The following is a 15,885-nucleotide window of genomic DNA, read 5'->3' on the forward strand; positions in this document are numbered from 1 at the left end:
GGACCCCGGCAAGCTCCGCGCCCGAGCACGAAAGCCGGCGCGGATCGCCCCCGGTCGCCCAGACCAGCTTGCCGTACGACAGCGTGGAGCCGTTCGAGAGCGTCAGTTCATGTGCCTCGGCATCGACCTTGGTCACTTCGGTGCCGAGCAGGAACGTGACGTCCTTTTCCGCCCAGAACGTGGGAGGACGAATATAGAGCCGGTCGAACGTCTTCTCGCGCGCGAAGTATTCCTTGGAGAGCGGGGGGCGCTCGTAAGGGTACTCAGGCTCGCGGCCGATGACGGTGATGGTTCCGGTGAACCCGTTCTGGCGCAAGGCAATGGCGCACTGCGCCCCGCCATGACCCGCTCCCACGATGACGACGTCTGCCCGATCCATCATCAGACGCGCTCCATCAGCACGGCAAGACCTTGCCCGACACCGATGCACATAAAGGCCATCGCGTAGCGCCCACCTTGTCGCTGGAGTTCCTCCACCGCCGACATCGCAATGCGCGCGCCCGACATGCCGAGCGGGTGACCCAGCGCGATGGCGCCGCCGTTGGGGTTCACGCGCGGGTCGAAAGGATCGATAGCGAGATCGCGCAAGGTGGCGATGGCCTGGCTGGCGAAAGCTTCGTTCAGCTCGATGATGTCGAGTTGCTCCACGCTCATGCCGTTGCGGGCGAGAACCTTGCGCGCGGCCTCGATCGGGCCGGCGCCCATCACGCGCGGGGCAATGCCCGCTGCGGCCATGCCGATAATGCGGGCACGCGGAGTGAGGCCGTGGCGCTTCGCCGCCTCCTCGCTGGCGACCAGCATGGCCGCCGCACCGTCGTTGAGACCGGAGGCGTTGCCCGCCGTCACCGTGCCGTCGGTCTTCACCACGGGCTTGAGCTTCGCCAGCGCCTCGATGCTGGTCGCGCGAAGATGCTCGTCGGCGGCGAAGAGGATGGGATCGCCCTTCTTCTGCGGGATCGAGACCGGCACGATCTCTGCGGCGAAGCGGCCGCTTTCCTGCGCCGCCGCTGCCTTGTGCTGGCTGGTGAGCGCGAAGCGGTCCTGCTCCTCGCGGCTGACGTGCCACTGCTCGGCGACGTTCTCGCCGGTCTGCGGCATGGTGTCGATGCCGTAGGCCGCCTTCATCGCGGGATTGACGAAGCGCCAGCCCAGCGTCGTGTCCTCGATCTTCTGGCCGCGTCCGAAAGCACTGTCCGCCTTGCCCATGACATAAGGCGCGCGGGTCATGCTTTCGGCGCCTCCGGCGACTAGAAAGTCCGCATCACCGCTGCGGATCGCCTGCGCCGCCATGCCGACCGCGTTGAGGCCGGAGGAACACAGCCGGTTGACGGTCACGCCCGGCACGCCCTCCGGCAGCCCCGCCAGCAGCACGGCCATGCGCGCCAGGTTGCGGTTGTCCTCGCCTGCCTGATTGGCGCAGCCCAGGATCACATCGTCGAGCCCGGCCCAGTCGGCATTCGAGTTACGCTCCATCAGCGCCTTGAGCGGCAGGGCGGCCAGATCGTCCGCGCGGACGGTGGCGAGCGAACCGTTCAGCTTGCCGATGGGGGTGCGGATGGCGTCGCAGATGAAGGCTTCGGTCACGGGATCAGCTTTCGAGGAAGGAGGTAAGCGCGGCAGCCAGCGCCTGGGGGGCTTCGAGGGGGGCGAGATGAGCTGCTTCCAGCGCGATGTGGACCGCGTCAGGGATGCGGGAGACGAGATGCTCGCCGTGCCCTTCGTGCGGCGTCGATGTGTCGCGCGTGCCGGTGACGACCAGCACCGGGCAAGCGATGCCGAAGATGCGATCCGCAAGGTCCATGTCACGGATCGCCGCACCGCAGCCCGCGTAGCCCTGCGCATCCATGGCCAGCAACTGGCGGCGCACCGTCTCGCGTATGGCAGGCTCTGCCCTGTCCGAGAGGAAGCGGCCCATCGCCAGATCGGCGATGGCGGCCATACCTTCCCCGCGCACCTTGACGATGCGATCCTGCCATGCCGCCCTGTCCATCGTCGCCGAGGTGCAGATCGGCGCCAGCTTCGTGACCCTCTCTGGCGCGCGCAGCGCCAGTTCCATGCCGATCATGCCGCCCAGCGACACGCCCGCCAGCGCGAAGGTCCCCAGCCCGGCATCGTCGGCTACGGCCAGTACATCGTCAGCGAGTCTGGCCAAGGAGAAGTCTCCCCCCTCGGCCGTCGAGGCGCCGTGGCCACGGGTATCGATCCGCAACAGGGCAAAACGTTCGCGCAGATGCGGCAGGGCATCGTCCCACAGATCCATGTCCGTGCCGATCGAGTTGAGCAGCACCAGCGCGGGGGCATCGTCGCGGCCGTCGCGCTTCCAATACAGGCGGGCGCCGGGAACCTGGGTGAAAGGCATGGTTCAATCCTCCGGGGCAATGGTGACGCGCAGGCCGTTCAGCGCTGGGGTGAGGGCGATCTGGCACGATAGGCGCGAGTGCGCGCCGCGATGGTCGGAGGAATCGAGCAGGTCGTTCTCGTCCTCTCCCGGTGCGCCGGCCGCGTCCGCCCAATCCTCGGCCACGAAGACATGGCAGGTGGCGCAGGAGCAGCAACCCCCGCAGAGCGCGAGCAATTCGTCGAAGCCATTGTCGCGGATCGCCTCCATCACGGTGGCGCCCTCTCTGGCCTCGATCGCGGTTTCGTGTCCCGAGCGGTCGACAACTATCAGCTTCGGCACCAGGCTATCCACCTCCTACGCCATTTCCAGCCGATGGGCGAAAGGCGCGCCGGTTTTGGCGGCCACCTCGTCGAGCGTCACGCCGGGGGCGAGTTCGACGAGCGTGAGGCCGCCTTGCTTGCGGTCGATCGCGAAGACGGCAAGGTCGCTGACGATCATGTCGACCACGCGCTTGCCGGTCAGCGGCAGGGTGCAGGCGGGGAGGATCTTGGGATCGCCGTGCTTGGATACGTGGTCCATCACCACGATCACTTTCTTCACGCCGGCGACAAGGTCCATCGCCCCGCCCATGCCCTTCACCATCTTGCCCGGGATCGTCCAGTTGGCGAGGTCGCCCTCGGCCGAGACTTCCATCGCGCCCAGCACGGCCATGTCGATATGGCCGCCGCGGATCATCGCAAAGCTGTCCGCGCTGGAGAAGAAGCTGGAGGTGGGCAGCGCGGTGATCGTCTGCTTGCCCGCGTTGATGAGGTCGGGATCGACGTCCTCATCGTAAGGGAACGGGCCGATGCCGAGCATGCCGTTCTCGCTCTGCAGCGTGACCTTGATGCCTTCGGGCACATGGTTCGCGACCAGCGTGGGGATGCCGATGCCGAGGTTCACGTAGTACCCGTCGCGCAGTTCCTTCGCGGCGCGGGCGGCCATTTCGTCGCGGGTCCAGCTCATCAGACGGTCTCCCTCTCGCGGACAGTGCGCTTCTCGATGCGCTTCTCGTTGATGGTGGAGAGCACCACGCGATCGACATAGATGCCCGGCGTGTGGATGCAGTCAGGATCGAAGGTGCCGGCGGGGACGATCTCTTCCACCTCGGCCACTGTGACCTTGCCCGCCGTCGCCATGTTCGGATTGAAGTTGCGCGCGGTCTTGCGGAACATCAGGTTGCCTTCCTCGTCCGCGCGCCAGGCCTTGATAATCGACAGGTCGGCCCGAAGCCAGGTTTCGCGCACGTATTCCTCGCCTTCGAACACTTCTACCGGCTTTCCTTCGGCAACCACGGTGCCGACGCCCGTCTTGGTGTAGAACGCCGGAATGCCCGCCCCGCCGGCGCGAATACGCTCGGCCAGCGTGCCCTGCGGGTTGAGTTCAAGTTCGAGTTCGCCCGAGAGGTACTGGCTTTCGAACAGCTTGTTCTCGCCCACATAGGACGAGATCATCTTGCGCACCTGCCGGCTCTCCAGCAGCATCCACAGGCCGAACCCGTCTGCGCCCGCGTTGTTGGAGATAACCGTCAGGTCCCGCACACCCGCCGCGCGGATTTCGGGGATCAGGCTTTCGGGATTGCCCGAGAGGCCGAAGCCGCCCGACATGATCGTCATGCCGTCGAACAGCAGGCCTTCGAGGGCGACCCGTGGGCTGTCGTAAATCTTGGACATCTTATGTCTCCGTCTTACCCGAGATCGCCGCCGGCAACGGGGAGTACCGTTCCGGTCACGTAGCTGGCCTCGTCCGAGGCGAGGAACAGGATCGGGGCGATCTGCTCTTCGAGCGTTCCGTAGCGCTTGAAGAAGGCGGAGTCGGTGACTTGCGCGACCGCCTCGGCCATCCATGCCTGCTCTGCCGCATTGTCGCCTTCGGCGTTCCGGGCAACACGGCGGGGCGGAGCGCTGGTGCCGCCCGGCGCCGTCGCGACGACACGAATGCCTGCCTCGGCATATTCCATGGCCAGGCTCTGCGTGAGGCCGTTGATCCCGCCCTTGGCCGCCGAATAAGGCACCCGGCGGATACCGCGCGTGGCATTGGATGACAGGTTCACGATCGTTCCCGCGCCTTGCTCCAGCATGGTCGGCAGCACCGCGTGGCAGCAGTAGAGGGTGGGCATCAGCGAGCGTCGGATTTCCGCATCGATCTGCGCCGGCTCGAACTCGGCATAGGGTCGCATCCGGATCGCGCCGCCCACATTGTTGATCAGGATATCGATGCGGCCGAAGGATGCGACGGCCCTGGCCATCGCCTCGGCCGCGCCTTCATAAGTCTCGAGATCGCAGCAGACGGACATTGCCTTTCCGCCTTCGGCGACGATGGCCTGTTCCACCTCGCTCACGAACTCGGCGCGGTCGACCAGCACCACGATGGCACCTTCGGCAGCCGCACGGGTCGCGACACCCGCCCCGATGCCCTGCGCGGCGCCGGTCACGACCATGACTTTGCCTGCGAAACGTGCCTTGAAGATCATCCCCACCTCCTCAGACGTGGTAGATGTCGATGACCTGATGAATGTAGTCGTCCTTCAGGACGATCTTCTTCTTCAGGATCGTGGGCGCATCGCCAGAAGTATCCAGCGTCAGGAACGTGGTTCCGAAGAACTGCTGCGTCTGCTGGTAGCGGTGGCTGAGCGTGTGCCAGTTGTAGCGCAAGTCCACCTGCCCTTCCCGGCTCTCCAGCACTTCGACATTGCCGATGAAGTGCGCAGATCGCGGCTCGGGCGTAGAGGCGGAGGACCGCTCGGTGTTGAGGCGGTAGACGCGGTCTTCCAGCCCCTGCCGGTTGGCGTAGTAGATCAGCGAAATCTCGCTCTGCGGGTCGGTGCAGAGCTCGTCATCGTCGGTCCACGCGGGCATCCAGTATTCGACATTCTGGGAATAGCATTCCAGCCATTCGTCGAACCGCCGATCGTCCAGCAGGCGCGCCTCGCGGTAGAGGAAAGCGCAGATGTCGCGGTACGAGAGAGCCTCGGATCGGGCCTCGCGCGTTATGTCGAGCGTGCTCATTCCGCCGCCTCCATCATCGGCGGCTGATTGGCCGCGTCCTTGGCCAGCCCGTCGAGCATGATCTGCGCCCAGAACTCGTGCTGGCGCACGAACAGGCCCTCGTCCTCGCTGCGCTCGCTGGAGAGCAGCGGGTTCATGCCCATCGCTGAGGCATTGGCATCCGGGCCGTGGATCCAGCGCTTGGCGCCGCGGCTGAGGTCGTTCCACAGTTCGCCCGCGCCTTCGTAGGCCTTCTGGCAGGACCGGAACTCCTCCAGATCGTCGGGCGTGCCCATGCCGGTGACGTTGAAGAAATCCTCGTACTGGCGGATGCGGTGGGCGCGGTTCTCGGCGCTCTCGCCCCTCGGGGCGTAGCAGTAGATCGTCACCTCGGTGGTGTGCACGTCGATCGGGCGGACGACGCGAATCTGGGTGGAGAACTGGTCCATCAGGAACACGTTGGGGTAGAGCGCGAGGTTGCGCGTCTGCTCGATGATGAACCTGGCCCGGTCCTCGCCCAGCCGGGCGTCAAGGTCCGGCTTTTGATTCCAGATCGGCCGCACTTCGGGATTGATCACTTGCGTCCAGAGCAGGATGTGACCGTGCTCGAAGCCGTAGACGCCGCTGGCGGGCGCCTTGGACCAGCCGTTGGCGTCCACCGCCTTGGTGCCGCCTTCGGCGCGGCGGCCCATGGTGGATTGGTAGTTCTCATGAACGGAGCTGACGTGATAGCCGTCGCAGCCGTTCTCCATCTGCATCTTCCAGTTGCCGTCGAAGGTATAGGTGGAATTGCCGGTCAGCACTTCCAACCCCTCGGGCGCCTGATCGACCATCTGGTCGATGATTACCCTGGTTTCGCCAAGATGCTCTTTCAGCGGCAGCACGTCGTGGTTCAGCGAACCAAACACGAAGCCGCGATAGCTCTCCACGCGAACGCGGGTGAGGTCGTGCGAGCCTTCGTGGTCGAAGCTGTCCGGATAGGCGCCGGTGCTGGCGTCCTTGGCCTTGAGCAGCTTGCCGTCGGTCTTGAAGCTCCAACCGTGGAAGGGGCAGACGAACAGCGGCTGGTTGCCGCGCTTGCGACGGCACAGCTTGGCGCCGCGATGCGCGCAGGCATTTACGACGCAGTTGAAGCCGCCGTCCTTGGCACGGGTCAGGATCACGGGCGTGCGCCCGATCCAGGTCGTGAAGTAGTCGTTCTTCTTCGGAAGCTGGCTTTCGTGGGCAAGGTACACCCAGTTGCTTTCGAAGATGTACTTCATTTCCAGCTCGAACAGCGCCGGGTCGGTGAAGACGTCCCGGCGGCAGCGGAACTCTCCGGTTTCGACGTCATCGACGACGGCCGTCGAGATCCGGTGCATGAGGCGTTCGTACATGGTCCTGTCTCCCGTCATTGTTTGTGGTCAGGCCGTTTCTGTTTCGGGCTGCGGCTCGGCTTCGGCGCGGGCGCGCGAGGAGAATCGCTCGTCGCTATCGTCGGCGGCGCGCTGCATCTGGAAGTTGAACTGGATATAGGCGCTGTCGCCCTGGCGGCTGGGCACGGGCAGCAGACCCTCGCGGGTGCCGAAGGCGAAGTCGTCCTCGGCAAAGGGATCGTCGCCGAAGTTGATCTGCGTCGTCAGCGTGCGATAGCCCGGCGCCTCAATGAAGAAGTGGACGTGAGCCGGACGATTGCCATGGCGGCCCAGCGCCTGCATCAGCTGGTCGGTCGAACCGCCCGGCGGCACCGAATAGCCGCTCGGCTGCTTGGAATGGAACGCATAGCGCCCGTCCTTGCCAAGCTTGATGCGGCGGCGGTTGTTGAACGGGGTCTGCTCACCGGTGGGATCGAAGTGCGAATACCAGCCCTTCGAATTCGCATGCCAGACATGGACGATCGCCTGCTGAACCGCCTCGCCGTCGGGCCCGGTGACATGGCCGGTCATGTGCAGGACCGTGGTGCCCTCGTCCTCATCGACGGAAAGGTTCACGTTGCCTTCCACCAGCGGCGCACCGGCGACGTAGAGCGGCCCTTCGATAGTGCGCGGGGTGCCTCCAGTGAGGCCGGCCTCGGCGTCCTTGGCATCCATGTAGAGGTCGAGGAAGTGCTCAAGGCCAATGCCCGGAACGATCAGCCCGATTTCGCCCGCGCTGTCCGACAGGTACTTCATGGCGAGCCAGAACTCGCTTTCGGAAATGTCGTGGCGGACGATCAGCTCCATCACCGATTCGGTAAGGTCGCGCATGATCGCCTTGAGGCGCGGGCTGCCGCCGCTCTCGTTCACGCCCGCGGCGCGGTCGAGCAGCTGCTGGATTTCCGGGGTCTTTACAAAGCTGACGTCCATTTTGTTCTCTCCCAGGGACTGTATGCAGTGGCTCCGGCGATCAGCGATCGTCGTCATGGATGGAGGATGGGTGCCGGCAGAGCGGCGTGACCTTCATGGTCATGAAGGGGTAGAGCGGCAGGCCCATGAGCGTGTCGTGCAGCGCCGCATTGCTCTCGACATCGAAGATCGAGACATTCGAATAGAGCCCCACCTTGCGCCAGATGTGCCGCCAGGTGCCTGCCTGCTGAAGCTTCTGAAAATAGGCCTTCTCGGCGGCCTTGATCTTCCCCGCCTCTTCGGCATCGAAGTCCAGTGGGATGTTGACGTCCATTTCGACCATGAACAGCATGGCTCAGGCTCCTGCGTTTACGGCGTGAAGGATGGGTGCGGCGGCCACGGTGGTCGAGCGGTCACGCCGGAAGAAGGCGATCTTGTCGGGATCGAGCGCGATGCCTAGGCCAGGGCCGGTGGGCACCTTCACCGCGAAATCGCCGTAGCCGAGCGGTGCGGTGAGAATTTCCTCGGTCTGCAGCAGCGGCCCGAACAGTTCGGTGCCCCACGCAAGTTCGGGAACGGTGGCGAAGACATGGGCCGAAGCTGCCGTGCCCACGCCGCCTTCCAGCATCGTGCCGCCATAAAGACCGATCCCCGCCGCCGTGCCGATGGCGGCGACTTCGGCGGTGGCGAACAAGCCGCCAGACTGCGCGATCTTCAGCGCGAAGACGCCCGCTGCCGCCGCCGAGGCAATGCGCAGCGCCGTGCGCGGGCCGTGCAGCGCCTCGTCGGCCATCAACGGCACGCCTCGCGTCGTGGCGAGGCGGGCCATCGCCGCAATATCGTCCCCGGCAATGGGCTGTTCGACGAGGTCGCAGCCCACGTCCTGCAGCATCGCCATGCCCCGCTTGGCCTGCGCCTCGCTCCAGTTCTGGTTCACGTCCACGCGCACGCTGGCACGGTCGCCCAGCGCCTTGCAGATCGCGCCCACATGGGCGACGTCGTCACGGACGTCGCGCTTGCCGATCTTCAGCTTGAAGATGCGGTGCCGGCGCAGCGAGAGCATTTCCTCACCCTCGGCAATGTCGCGCGCGGTGTCGCCGCTGGCGAGGGTCCAGGCGACGGGCATCTCATCACGCACGCGGCCGCCGCCGATGAGGTCAGAGACCGGCACGCCCAGCCGCTTGCCGGCCATGTCCAGCAGTGCGGTTTCCACCGCGCACTTGGCGAAGTGATTGCCGCGCACGCACTTGGCGACTTTGACCATCGTCGCGCCGACACGGGCGATATCGCAGGTCTTCAGGACCGGGACGATATAGGTGTCGATGGCGGACTTGATGCTCTCGGGGCTCTCCTCGCCATAGCTGAGGCCACCGATGGTGGTACCCTCGCCTATGCCTTCGACGCCATCACTGTCGGTAAGGCGCACGATCACCATCGCCTGCGAATGCATCGTGGCCATAGCCAGAACATGCGGGCGGATCGTCGGCACATCGACGATCAAGGTATCAGCTTGGCTCAACAGGGCCATTGCAGCGACTCTCCCGAATGTTTAGCTTTCGAAGGGAAAGTTAGGCATCGGTCGCACCGGCCGCAAAGATCAATGCGGTCACAGGCCTATACCTGAGAGGTATACTATAGTGATGGACGTGCGCCTTCTGCGCTATTTCGTGGCCGTGGCGGACGAAGGGAACTTCAACCGCGCCGCCGAGCGGCTGCACATCGCCCAGCCGCCGCTTTCGCGCGCGATCCAGCAGCTGGAGGCGCATGTCGGCGCGCCGCTGCTAGATCGCGGCGTGCGCCCGCTGCGGCTCACCGCCGTCGGCCGCCTGCTCCACGAACAGGCGCTGCAGGTGCTGGCGCGCATGGAGGACGTGGAGGCGATGGTAAGGGCCGCCGCCACCAGCAAGCGGCGGCGGCTGGTGATCGGCTTCGTCGCCTCCACCATCTATGCTCGCCTGCCCGAACTGATCCGCGAATTCCGCAAGGCGGCGGAGAACGTGGAACTGGTCATGGTGGAAGCCACCACGCTGGATCAGATCGCCGCGCTCAAGGACGGGCGCATCGATGTCGGGTTCGGGCGCATCCGCTTCGAGGATCCATCGGTTCGCCGCATCATCCTGCGCAACGAGAAACTGGTGGCTGCCTTCCCGGTCGATCATCCGCTGGCCAGCGGAAGCGGGCCGATCTCCCTGCGCGACTTGGCCGACGAGCCACAAATCATCTACCCGCGCGCGCCCCGCCCCAGCTATGCTGACCAGGTTATCTCGCTGTTTCGGGACCATTCGATAGAGCCGCGGATCGTTCACGAGGCGCGCGAACTGCAGATCGCCATCGGCCTCGTGGCGGCGGAGGAAGGCATGGCCATCGTCCCGGAATCGGTGCGCCGCGCGCGCAGCCACGATGTCGCCTTTCGCGAACTGGTGGAGCCCGCCACCTCCCCCATCATCATGAGCCACCGCCCGGGAGACCGCTCTCCCGAACTGGCGCTCATGGCATCGGTGATCGCGCGGCAATATGCACAATGGGGCTACGACGTGCCTGCCGCGCTTGGCGAGGAATTGTGACCGGTACGTTTCCGGCGATACCCGCTGCGTATTCGCATCGGACTTAAACGGTATTTGTTGAACCTCTGCAGGTCATTCACTTTTCCGGAAAATCACACAATGTGAAATGGGAGAGGAATCGATATGCAAGGTATCGATGTAAATCGTCTTGTCGACGAATCCAGGTTCGGTAACCTTCACCTAAGGATAATCGTAGCCTGCGCATTGCTGCTCATAGTCGATGGATACGACGTATTCATTTACGGCGTCGTTCTTCCCAAGCTGATGGAGCAGTGGCAACTTACCGCGCCACAAGCCGGTTCTTTGGCAAGCTGGGCGTTGTTTGGCATGATGTCCGGCGCGCTTCTCTTTGGTCCGCTGGGCGACCGGATCGGCCGCAAAAAGTGCATCACCATCTGCTTCACCCTGTTCAGCGCTGCGACGTTCCTGAACGGCTTCGTGACGACGCCGACGATGTTCGGCGTGCTGCGCTTCGCGGCGGGCCTGGGCTGTGGCGGACTGATGCCCAATGCCGTTGCACTGACGAACGAATATGCTCCCAAGCGGATGCGCAGCACGCTCGTGGCGTTGATGTTCAGCGGTTATGCCGTGGGCGGGATGGTCGCGGCCGGGCTGGGCATCTGGCTGCTGCCCCGGTTCGGCTGGCAGGCGATGTTCCTGGCCGCCGCCGTGCCGCTGGCGCTGCTTCCGTTGATCCTGCGCGGCCTGCCGGAATCGGTCGGCTTCCTGGTGCGCAAAGGCGAACAGGACAAGGCCCGCGCGATCCTTCGCCAGCTTTCCCCGGAAGCTGCCTCCGGCGCGCCGCTGGTACTGCGCCAGGCCGACGCGGGCCGCGCCTCGGTCGGAGAACTCTTCCGGCATGACCGCACGCTGGGCACGCTGTCCATGTGGCTGTGCTTCTTCTGCTGCCTGCTGATGGTCTATGCGCTGGGTTCGTGGTTGCCGCAGTTGATGCGCAGTGCTGGATACAGCCTCGGATCCAGCCTCTCGTTCCTGCTCGCGCTCAATTTCGGTGGCATGTTCGGAGCGATCATGGGCGGCCGTCTGGCCGATCGTTTCGGGCTTCCCCGCGTTGTCATGGCCTACTTCGCCCTTGGCGCGCTGTGCATCGCCCTGCTCGGCCTGAACGCCATCATGCCAGTGCTGTACCTGCTGATCTTCATTGCCGGCGCCGGCACCACCGGCACGCAAATCCTGCTCTATGCCAGCGTCGCGGAGTTCTACAGCCTCTCGGTGCGTTCCACCGGACTGGGCTGGGCCTCGGGTATGGGCCGGGTCGGCGCGATCGTCGGACCGATGCTGGGCGGACTGCTGCTCGCGGCGGAACTTCCGATGGCGCTCAACTTTCTCGCCTTCTCCATTCCGGGCCTCGTCTCCGTCGCGGCGACCGGGCTCTACATGGTGAGCCGCCGCCAGCAGCAAAGCCGGGACGCCTACGCCCTTGCGGCGTGAGCGGACGATCATGACCACCACCCTCGAGACTGTCCCGGCACAAGGCCAGACATCGTGGATCCCGGCGATCATCGCCGGGATCATCGCCACCACCATATCCTACGCCGGACCTCTGGTGATCGTGTTCCAGGCCGCGCAAGGGCTGGAGCCGGCGGTGGTTGCCTCGTGGATATGGGCGATCTCGATCGGCAGCGGGCTCCTTGGCATCGTGCTGAGCTGGCGCTGGCGCGTACCCATCGTCATAGCGTGGTCGGCGCCGGGTTCGGCGCTGCTGGTGACGATGCTGCCGCAAACCGACTTCGCCACGGCCGTGGGCGCCTATATCGTCGCCAACCTCGCCGTACTGGCCGTGGGCGCTTCGGGGGCGTTCGACCGGCTGATGAAGCGCCTGCCTGCCGCGATCACGGCGGCCATGCTGGCGGGCATCCTGTTCCGCTTCGTGATCGACATGATCGCCGCCGTGCCTTCCGCGCCCGTCATGGTAATCGCGATGATCGCCGCGTTCTTCGCCGGACGCGTGCTCGCCCCGCGCTATGCCGTCGTGGCCGTGCTGGTGACGGGCGTCGCGCTTACCATGTTTGACGGCGGCCTCTCGGGCACAGTGGGCATCCCTCGCCTGATGATGCCGGTCTGGACCACGCCCAGGTTCGACTGGGCCGCCACGGCAAGCATTGCCCTGCCGCTGGCCATCGTGGCGCTGACGGGGCAGTTCCTTCCCGGCATCGCCGTGCTGCGCGCCGCTGGCTACGACACACCATCCGCGCGCCCGATCGTCTCGGCCAGCGCCATCGGCTCGATCCTGCTGGCCCCGTTCGGCTGCCATGGCCTGAACCTGGCTGCATTCACCGCTGCGATCTGCCTCGGCCCGGACGCGCACCCAGATCCGGCGAAGCGCTATCTTGCGGGGATCGCGGGCGGCGTGACCTACCTGATCTTCGGCGCCTTCGCCGCGACCGTACTGGCCCTGTTCGCCACTTTGCCCAACACCCTGATTGCCGCGCTCGCCGGCCTGGCGCTGTTTCCGGTCGTCTCCGGCTCGCTGAGCACCGCCTTGCGCGCCGAGCAGGGCCGCGACGGAGCGCTCGTTACATTCGCGGTCAGCGCCTCGGGCATGACGCTGGCGGGTCTCGGCTCCGCGTTCTGGGGCCTGATCTTCGGCCTCGCCGTGCACTTGCTCCAGACTTTCACGTCCAGATCCCGGCTCAAGGCGGCGACGACATAGCGGCTGCGAACGGAGCCGCTCCTTTCAGAAAAACGAAAAATCGGGAGAGTATCGATGTTCCAGATCATGGCGCATGCCCTGACCGCAGCCACTGCCCAGGTACCCGCACAATTCCCCACGCCGGTATCGGCGCAAGCTACCACCGAGACGCCCGGCACGGCGCAGCCCGCCTCGCCCACGGTGACCGAAATCGCAGCGCCGCAAAGTCCGAACGGCGCAAAGGCGCCAAAGCCGGCCTTCAAGCCAATCAACCATGATGAGGACTATTCCAGCTTCCGCGCCGTGCGGCGCGCCAACCTCTGGACGCGGATCAAGTACATCCCGCTGGCCGGCAACACATATGCCTCGCTCGGCGGAGAGCTGCGCCTGCGGCCCGAACTGCGCATCGGCGAGCGCTGGGGGCGCGGCCCGCAGGATGACGACGGCAACTTCCAGCAGCGCACCCGGGTCTGGGGCGACCTGCAGGTCGAGGGCCTGTTCCGCGCCTTCGTCGACCTGGAACACGCCACCAGCACCGGGCTGGACTCCGTGGTCGCGCCGATCGAGGAAGGCCGGCTGGACTTCAACCAGGCCTTTGTAGAGGCGCATGTGCCGGTCGGGCCCGCTCGGGTCACGGCGCGCTTCGGCCGCCAGGAAATCGGCATCGGCAACCAGACGGTGTTCGACATGCGCGAAGGCGCCAACACACGCCGCTCGCTGGACCTCCTGCGCGTCATGGGCACAATGGGACCCTGGGACGGCGGCTTCCTCACCGGCCATGCAGTGCTGGAAAAGCTGGGCACGTTCGACGACGACACCAACCACGACTACGATCTGGCCGGGCTTCACGCCGGGCGCACTTTCGGAGCCGGAACCCATACCGGCCGGGCCGAAATGCTGTTTGTCTCGTCCGACCGCGCCAGCGTGTCCTTCGCCACCGCGCCCGCCGCGCGCGACCGGCGCCGCACGCTCTCGCTGCGCTACGCCGGGAAAGCCGATGCCTGGAGCGTCGATGTGGAGGGCATCAGGCAATGGGGTTCGTTCGGCAACCTCGACATCGATGCCTATTACGTCACCGGCACCCTCGCCCACGGCTGGCAGGGAGGGTGGAAGCCCAAGCTGGCACTGCGCGTCGACGTGGGTTCGGGCGACCGCAATCCGGGCGACGGAAAGCTCGGAACCTACGGCCCGCTTTTCCCCAAGCCCCTTACCTACAACGGCGACCTCGGGCCTCACAACCTGACGATCTTCCAGCCGATGCTGACGCTCCAGCCGACAGCGAAACTGACGCTCGACTTCTCGGCGGCCGGTCTATGGCGCACCTCGATCCGTGACGGCGTCTATTCACTGGGCGGGCAAGTGCTGCGCAGCGCGGAGGAGACCGATGCCCGGTTCTTCGGAAAGCGGGCCACGGCAGCCGGCCGCTATGCCCTCAACCCGTTCACCACAGTGGGCTTCTACACGATCTACGGCGACGTTTCCGAGAAGTTCAAACCGGGACGCGACTTGTTCTATGCCGCCGCCTACCTGACGTTCCGCCTGTAACGGCGATCTTCAGGATGGCGGTCCTTGGGAGATGGAGTGCGCTTGAGAACTTGTGATGCGCGGACATCAGGGCTGCGGCACCACAGCGTCCATGATCGTGAGGTGCTCCAGCGGTTCAGCGCCCACACGCGACGCCGTCACGAGGATGGTCGAGCCCACGCGCAACTGCGCCTTGACCAGTTGGTAGAACCGGCGCGGCATGCGCACGCGGTTGATCACCGCCTCATCTACTTCGCGCGCCTCGTCTTCCGCATGGCCGTTCATGCCGACGTAGACCCACTGCTGCTTACCGTTCTTCATGGTCAGGGTAATGACGTGCGAGCCGGTGTCGTCGTCGTCGATCCGGGCGGCGCTGCGGCCGATCTCCACCCCGCCCCGCACGACGACTATGCGCTGGTCCGTCTTGGACACGATGATGCTGAGCGGGCCGGTTGGTGCCAGTTGCGGAGTCCAGCGATACTCGGCCCCGTGAAGCGGCCCGGCGGCGTTCGCCTGGCCTTTGGCGTCGAACGGGGCGAGCAGGCTGTTGTCGCTCGTCCGCACGTGGCTGGCGGCGTCACCATCGACCACAACCGTGACACCGAGGCTGGTAATCGCGAAAAGCTCTCGCGCGAACCCATAGGGCAAGTGGATGCATCCGTGAGTCTCGGGATAGCCCGGAAGGCCTCCGGCGTGCAGCGCGACACCGTCCCACGTCAGCCGCTGCTGGAACGGCATCAGCGCGTTGTTGTACGTGCTGGAACGGTGCTTCGCGTCCTTCTGGAGAACCGTGAACACGCCGGTCGGCGTTTCATGGCCCGCTTTCCCGCTGGATATGGTCGTGGCCGCGATGCGCACTCCGTTGCGATAGATGAGCGCGATCTGGCGGGAGAGATCGACGTAGATGAGGACCGGGCCGCTGGGAGAGACCTCGGGTGCCCAGACCCATTCGCCGGGCTTGAGATGCTCTATCTTGCGCGCAAACTCCGGAGGCGAACTCGCCTTTGCGCCCTGCGCCAAGGCTGGAGGCGAGGCGATGAGTGCGAAGCCTGCTACGCACCATGGCAAATGCCGTAGTGCCGACAGGCTCAACGCGGGCATCCCACCGGATCCTTGCGCCTGCAGGCCGGATTTGTGCGTTCCCATTCGGCCCTGGCTGCCTCGTAGGCCGCCACTTGTTCATCGTGCTGGCGCATCGCCTCAGCAAAGGCGGCATCGTCACGCGCTTTTCGGGCATTCATGGTGGCGATGGCAGCGGCGTGCGCAGCCACCTGCTGGCGGTGGTCCTCCACATCGCGGCGTGCGCGGGCAGCCTGTTCCTCGTTCAGAGCCTTGCGCCGGGCCTCGGGGTCGCCTGCCTCGGGCGCACTGCGCTGCGAGACTTCGTCCTCGGCACGGACAGTCGCAGGTATCGATGCCGCAAGAGCAGCCAGCGCGAGCAAGGTACGGATATCAGGCATATACGATCCTTTCA

18 protein-coding genes are annotated in these 15,885 nt (G+C 65.4%); 4 read left to right on the forward strand and 14 right to left on the reverse strand.

The window, feature by feature from the left end; translation table 11 throughout:
• From GR702_RS05000 to GR702_RS05055, 12 genes are all read right to left on the reverse strand, one after another.
• The coding region (locus tag GR702_RS05000) for an FAD-dependent oxidoreductase (RefSeq protein WP_160984881.1) at positions 1–379 on the reverse strand (379 nt) is incomplete at its 3' end.
• A gap of 2 nt (positions 380–381) precedes the next feature.
• Positions 382–1,584: a 3-oxoadipyl-CoA thiolase gene (pcaF, locus tag GR702_RS05005; protein ID WP_160984882.1), complete on the reverse strand. Its 1,203-nt coding sequence runs from the start codon at positions 1,582–1,584 to the stop codon at positions 382–384.
• A 4-nt stretch (positions 1,585–1,588) separates the two neighbouring features.
• On the reverse strand, positions 1,589–2,359 hold the full coding sequence (locus GR702_RS05010; RefSeq protein WP_160984883.1) for an alpha/beta fold hydrolase: 771 nt from the start codon (positions 2,357–2,359) through the stop codon (positions 1,589–1,591).
• A 3-nt stretch (positions 2,360–2,362) separates the two neighbouring features.
• Positions 2,363–2,680: a 2Fe-2S iron-sulfur cluster-binding protein gene (locus GR702_RS05015; protein ID WP_160984884.1), complete on the reverse strand. Its 318-nt coding sequence runs from the start codon at positions 2,678–2,680 to the stop codon at positions 2,363–2,365.
• A 15-nt stretch (positions 2,681–2,695) separates the two neighbouring features.
• Complete coding sequence (locus GR702_RS05020) at positions 2,696–3,346, reverse strand: 3-oxoacid CoA-transferase subunit B (protein WP_160984885.1); 651 nt, start codon at positions 3,344–3,346, stop codon at positions 2,696–2,698.
• Positions 3,346–4,053 (reverse strand): CoA transferase subunit A, encoded by a 708-nt coding sequence (locus GR702_RS05025; RefSeq protein ID WP_160984886.1) that lies wholly within the window; start codon positions 4,051–4,053, stop codon positions 3,346–3,348. Before GR702_RS05025 ends, GR702_RS05020 begins: the two co-directional genes overlap by 1 nt.
• A gap of 14 nt (positions 4,054–4,067) precedes the next feature.
• Positions 4,068–4,853, reverse strand: a complete 786-nt coding sequence (benD, locus tag GR702_RS05030; protein WP_160984887.1) for a benzoate diol dehydrogenase BenD — start codon at positions 4,851–4,853, stop codon at positions 4,068–4,070.
• 10 nt (positions 4,854–4,863) lie between these two features.
• Positions 4,864–5,388, reverse strand: coding sequence for a benzoate 1,2-dioxygenase small subunit (benB, locus tag GR702_RS05035; RefSeq protein ID WP_160984888.1), 525 nt, complete (start codon positions 5,386–5,388; stop codon positions 4,864–4,866).
• Positions 5,385–6,743, reverse strand: a complete 1,359-nt coding sequence (locus GR702_RS05040) for an SRPBCC family protein (RefSeq protein WP_160984889.1) — start codon at positions 6,741–6,743, stop codon at positions 5,385–5,387. Before GR702_RS05040 ends, benB begins: the two co-directional genes overlap by 4 nt.
• 27 nt (positions 6,744–6,770) lie before the next feature.
• On the reverse strand, positions 6,771–7,691 hold the full coding sequence (locus GR702_RS05045) for a dioxygenase family protein (protein ID WP_160984890.1): 921 nt from the start codon (positions 7,689–7,691) through the stop codon (positions 6,771–6,773).
• 40 nt (positions 7,692–7,731) lie between these two features.
• Complete coding sequence (gene catC / locus GR702_RS05050; RefSeq protein ID WP_160984891.1) at positions 7,732–8,022, reverse strand: muconolactone Delta-isomerase; 291 nt, start codon at positions 8,020–8,022, stop codon at positions 7,732–7,734.
• Between the two features lie 3 nt (positions 8,023–8,025).
• A complete protein-coding gene (locus GR702_RS05055; RefSeq protein WP_160984892.1) occupies positions 8,026–9,198 on the reverse strand; it encodes a muconate/chloromuconate family cycloisomerase in 1,173 nt (390 codons plus the stop codon).
• Between the two features lie 112 nt (positions 9,199–9,310).
• Between GR702_RS05055 and GR702_RS05060 the strand changes: the two genes are divergently transcribed.
• From GR702_RS05060 to GR702_RS05075, 4 genes are all read left to right on the forward strand, one after another.
• Complete coding sequence (locus tag GR702_RS05060; protein WP_160984893.1) at positions 9,311–10,234, forward strand: LysR family transcriptional regulator; 924 nt, start codon at positions 9,311–9,313, stop codon at positions 10,232–10,234.
• A gap of 123 nt (positions 10,235–10,357) precedes the next feature.
• Positions 10,358–11,686: an MFS transporter gene (locus GR702_RS05065; RefSeq protein ID WP_160984894.1), complete on the forward strand. Its 1,329-nt coding sequence runs from the start codon at positions 10,358–10,360 to the stop codon at positions 11,684–11,686.
• Positions 11,687–11,696: 10 nt separating this feature from the next.
• Positions 11,697–12,908: a benzoate/H(+) symporter BenE family transporter gene (locus GR702_RS05070; RefSeq protein WP_160984895.1), complete on the forward strand. Its 1,212-nt coding sequence runs from the start codon at positions 11,697–11,699 to the stop codon at positions 12,906–12,908.
• A 54-nt stretch (positions 12,909–12,962) separates the two neighbouring features.
• A complete protein-coding gene (locus GR702_RS05075) occupies positions 12,963–14,432 on the forward strand; it encodes an alginate export family protein (protein ID WP_160984896.1) in 1,470 nt (489 codons plus the stop codon).
• Positions 14,433–14,498: 66 nt separating this feature from the next.
• Here the strand turns inward: GR702_RS05075 and GR702_RS05080 are convergent, their stop codons facing one another.
• Positions 14,499–15,512, reverse strand: a complete 1,014-nt coding sequence (locus tag GR702_RS05080) for a L,D-transpeptidase family protein (RefSeq protein ID WP_160984897.1) — start codon at positions 15,510–15,512, stop codon at positions 14,499–14,501.
• Positions 15,500–15,871: a hypothetical protein gene (locus tag GR702_RS05085; protein ID WP_160984898.1), complete on the reverse strand. Its 372-nt coding sequence runs from the start codon at positions 15,869–15,871 to the stop codon at positions 15,500–15,502. Before GR702_RS05085 ends, GR702_RS05080 begins: the two co-directional genes overlap by 13 nt.
• Positions 15,872–15,885: the final 14 nt, after the last annotated feature.

It is taken from the genome of Novosphingobium silvae (assembly GCF_009856825.1).
Taxonomy (GTDB): Bacteria; Pseudomonadota; Alphaproteobacteria; order Sphingomonadales; family Sphingomonadaceae; genus Novosphingobium; species Novosphingobium silvae.

Excerpts from the sequence above, each read along its gene's own strand:
- GR702_RS05025 (WP_160984886.1), bottom strand. The coding sequence starts at position 4,053 with ATGTCCAAGATTTACGACAGCCCACGGGTCGCCCTCGAAGGCCTGCTG.
- catC (WP_160984891.1), bottom strand. The coding sequence starts at position 8,022 with ATGCTGTTCATGGTCGAAATGGACGTCAACATCCCACTGGACTTCGAT.
- benD (WP_160984887.1), bottom strand. The coding sequence starts at position 4,853 with ATGATCTTCAAGGCACGTTTCGCAGGCAAAGTCATGGTCGTGACCGGC.
- GR702_RS05045 (WP_160984890.1), bottom strand. The coding sequence starts at position 7,691 with ATGGACGTCAGCTTTGTAAAGACCCCGGAAATCCAGCAGCTGCTCGAC.
- GR702_RS05085 (WP_160984898.1), bottom strand. The coding sequence starts at position 15,871 with ATGCCTGATATCCGTACCTTGCTCGCGCTGGCTGCTCTTGCGGCATCG.
- benB (WP_160984888.1), bottom strand. The coding sequence starts at position 5,388 with ATGAGCACGCTCGACATAACGCGCGAGGCCCGATCCGAGGCTCTCTCG.
- GR702_RS05070 (WP_160984895.1), top strand. The coding sequence starts at position 11,697 with ATGACCACCACCCTCGAGACTGTCCCGGCACAAGGCCAGACATCGTGG.
- GR702_RS05060 (WP_160984893.1), top strand. The coding sequence starts at position 9,311 with ATGGACGTGCGCCTTCTGCGCTATTTCGTGGCCGTGGCGGACGAAGGG.
- GR702_RS05020 (WP_160984885.1), bottom strand. The coding sequence starts at position 3,346 with ATGAGCTGGACCCGCGACGAAATGGCCGCCCGCGCCGCGAAGGAACTG.
- GR702_RS05010 (WP_160984883.1), bottom strand. The coding sequence starts at position 2,359 with ATGCCTTTCACCCAGGTTCCCGGCGCCCGCCTGTATTGGAAGCGCGAC.
- GR702_RS05065 (WP_160984894.1), top strand. The coding sequence starts at position 10,358 with ATGCAAGGTATCGATGTAAATCGTCTTGTCGACGAATCCAGGTTCGGT.
- GR702_RS05075 (WP_160984896.1), top strand. The coding sequence starts at position 12,963 with ATGTTCCAGATCATGGCGCATGCCCTGACCGCAGCCACTGCCCAGGTA.
- GR702_RS05055 (WP_160984892.1), bottom strand. The coding sequence starts at position 9,198 with ATGGCCCTGTTGAGCCAAGCTGATACCTTGATCGTCGATGTGCCGACG.
- GR702_RS05080 (WP_160984897.1), bottom strand. The coding sequence starts at position 15,512 with ATGCCCGCGTTGAGCCTGTCGGCACTACGGCATTTGCCATGGTGCGTA.
- GR702_RS05040 (WP_160984889.1), bottom strand. The coding sequence starts at position 6,743 with ATGTACGAACGCCTCATGCACCGGATCTCGACGGCCGTCGTCGATGAC.